General features: G+C 63.6%; 3 protein-coding genes. All 3 read right to left on the reverse strand.

Annotated elements, in window-relative coordinates; genetic code table 11:
* The coding region (locus tag ABX74_RS25870; protein ID WP_144419597.1) for a helix-turn-helix domain-containing protein at positions 1-183 on the reverse strand (183 nt) is incomplete at its 3' end.
* A 21-nt stretch (positions 184-204) separates the two neighbouring features.
* Entirely contained in the window at positions 205-1941 is a 1737-nt protein-coding gene (locus ABX74_RS25875; RefSeq protein ID WP_047890010.1) for an ABC transporter ATP-binding protein, read from the reverse strand.
* A partial coding sequence (locus ABX74_RS25880) for an ABC transporter ATP-binding protein (RefSeq protein ID WP_047890011.1) occupies positions 1938-2830 on the reverse strand: 893 nt, incomplete at its 5' end. The genes ABX74_RS25875 and ABX74_RS25880, both read right to left, overlap by 4 nt.

Below are 2830 nucleotides of genomic sequence, written 5' to 3' on the forward strand. Positions count from 1 at the left end.
CGCACAAGCCCGCAGCAGCGCTTCACGGTCCGCGAAGTAGCGATAAAGTGCAGAATGGCTGACGCCCAGACGTTTTGCCACACTCGGCATGGTCAATTCACTCAGATCACCAGCCAGGGCGGCCTCGACGATGTCCACTGTCGACAACGTCGGCGGCCGCCCCGTCTTCTTTCCGGTTTGCATTCTGCTCAGCCTGCCACCTGCTCAGCCCGCTACCAACCGCCATCCCGACGCACGGTGGCGCTGGTTCCAGAACGCGGCGTAGTTCCCACCGGCTGCGAGCAGAACTTCGTGGGTTCCCACTTCGACGATCGACCCGTCGTCACCGAGCACGATGATCTGGTCTGCGGCCACGACGGTCGACAGCTTGTGCGCGATCACGAGCAGTGTGCTTTCACTGGCGAGTTCCTGCATCGCACGCTGTACATGGGCCTCGTTCACGGGATCGAGCGCGGCCGTCGCCTCGTCGAGCAGAACGATAGGTGCGCGTTTGAGGAGTGCGCGCGCAATGGAGACCCGCTGCCGCTCTCCACCGGACAGTGCCGTCCCACCCTCACCGACGCGGGTGTCCCAACCCCGCGGAAGTCGCTCGACGATTTCCGCGACGCCCGCGATCCGAGCCACGTCGAAGACCTCCTCGTCCGTGGCTTCGGGGCGACCGAGGCGGATGTTCGCGATCAACGTGTCGTCGAAGAGGTACACGTCCTGGAAAACCAAGGACAGTTGCGACATCAGATCGGCACTCGTGAGGTCCCGCACATCGACGCCGCCGACACGTACCACCCCCGAGTCGACGTCGTAGAAGCGCGAGATCAGCCGGGTGACGGTGGTTTTGCCAGACCCTGACGGACCGACCAACGCCGTCAGCGACTTCCGCGGCACCTCGAAGGAGATGTCCCGCAGCACCTGCCCACCGTCCGCGTAGCCGAAGTCGACGGCGTCGAACTGCACGGCCGTCTCCCCCGTCGGCTGCCCGCTGGTATCGGGTTCTACCAGTGGTTCCACTTCGAGGATCTCGGACATCCGACGGATTTCGTTGCGTGCCATTCTGATTGCACCGCCGAACTCGCCGATCTCACCCAGCGGTTGGATGAACCGTGCGGTCAGGCCGAGTAGCGCGATCAACGTGACAGGGTCGATGTCGCCGCCGAGCGCGAGGAATGCACCCAGGATGATCACGGCAGAGAAGACGAATTGCAGGGCGATCCCGTTGACCACGGACCCGATCACCACGAACCACAGTTGTGAACGACCCGCAGTGTGTTGCGCTTCGATCGCGTCGTCGAGCGGTTCGTACACCCCGTGTGTGCGTCCGAAAGCACGCAGGACCGGTTGGCAACGCGCGTACTCGAGCACTCGATTGTTCGATTCGACGGCTGCGGCATGTGCCCGATCGTCCGCCTTCGCAGTCATCGTCGAGGCAAATCTGGCTGCCGCGAACAGAATCGGAACGCTGACCATCAGTGCCAACCCGAGCCGCCAGTCGAAGAACAGCATGCACACGACAATGGTTGCCGGGCTGGCAATTCCGGAGATGATCGGTGTCATCAGGTGCGCAGCCGCCCCCATCACCGAGATGGTGCCCTTGCTGGCAACCTGCGATACCTGGCCGAGTCGGCCGGCACCGAACCAGCCGAGCGGCAGAGTGACGAGATGATCTCCCAGGCGCAGATGCATAGTCCTCAGCAGCGTGAGGGCCGACTCGAATCCCTTCATCGCCTGCAGGTAATGCGCAATCGAACTGATCACGGCGCACACGGCCATTGCGGCGAGCCACCGAAGGAAACTGCCCCAGTCCTGATCGAACAGTGCCTGCACCGCCGGGACCAGTAGCGCCACTGCCAAACCTTGCATCACGCCGTACAACACTGCCCACACCAGGAACTCGCGATAACGGCCCTGATTCTGCGGGCCGAGTATCCGGAAGAGGTCGCGAATCATGAGTTGGCCTTTCCTGCTGCGTCAGACATACCAGCGCTGCTGTCGGCCCGACTGTGACTCGCCCACATCCGGGCATAGGTTGAACCACTCGCCACAAGCTGATCGTGCGTGCCCTTCTCCACGATCCGTCCGGCGTCGAGGACCACGATCTGATCGGCGCTCACGATCGAAGCCAACCGGTGCGCGATCACCAGCACGGTGCGGCCGACCGTCAAGCGCGACAACGCCTCCTGGATATCGGCTTCGGACTCCGGATCGGCGAAAGCGGTTGCTTCGTCGAGCACGAGAACAGGAGTGTCCGCGAGAATCGCACGCGCTATGGAGACTCTTTGGGCTTCACCACCCGAGAATCTGGCGTCGACCCCGACCACGGAGTCGTAGCCTCTCGGGAGCGCTTCGATTCGGGTGTCGATCTGCGCGGCTGCGGCAGCGGCCTTCACCTCGGCCGAAGTCGCCTGCGGTCGGGCAAGCCGAATGTTGTCGAGCACGGTCGCTTCGACCAGCTGCACGTCCTGCAGAACGAATCCGACGTGGCGGTACAGCTCGTCGGTCGCCACGTCCCTGACGTCGACACCACCGATGGCCACGGATCCGGCACGCACGTCGTGGAACCTCGGAACCAGCGTGGCCAGCGTCGACTTACCCGAACCCGAAGGTCCGACCAACGCCGTCACCGTGCCCTCCGGCAGCGTCAGATCGATGTCGGTCAGAACGTCGGCGCCGTCGTCGTAGGCGAAAGAAACTCCGGAGAATCGAACTTCGTTCCCCACGGGACTTTTCGGATGATCGGTTTCCGGCAGCGCCTCGGTCGAGAACAGCGCAATCAGTCGCGCCGCAGCGGCGGCTGCCTCTCGGCGAGCCTGCATACCGAAACCGATGGTCGTCACCG

The sequence above is a fragment of the Rhodococcus sp. ARP2 genome (assembly GCF_001029585.1).
GTDB lineage: Bacteria > Actinomycetota > Actinomycetes > Mycobacteriales > Mycobacteriaceae > Rhodococcus_F > Rhodococcus_F erythropolis.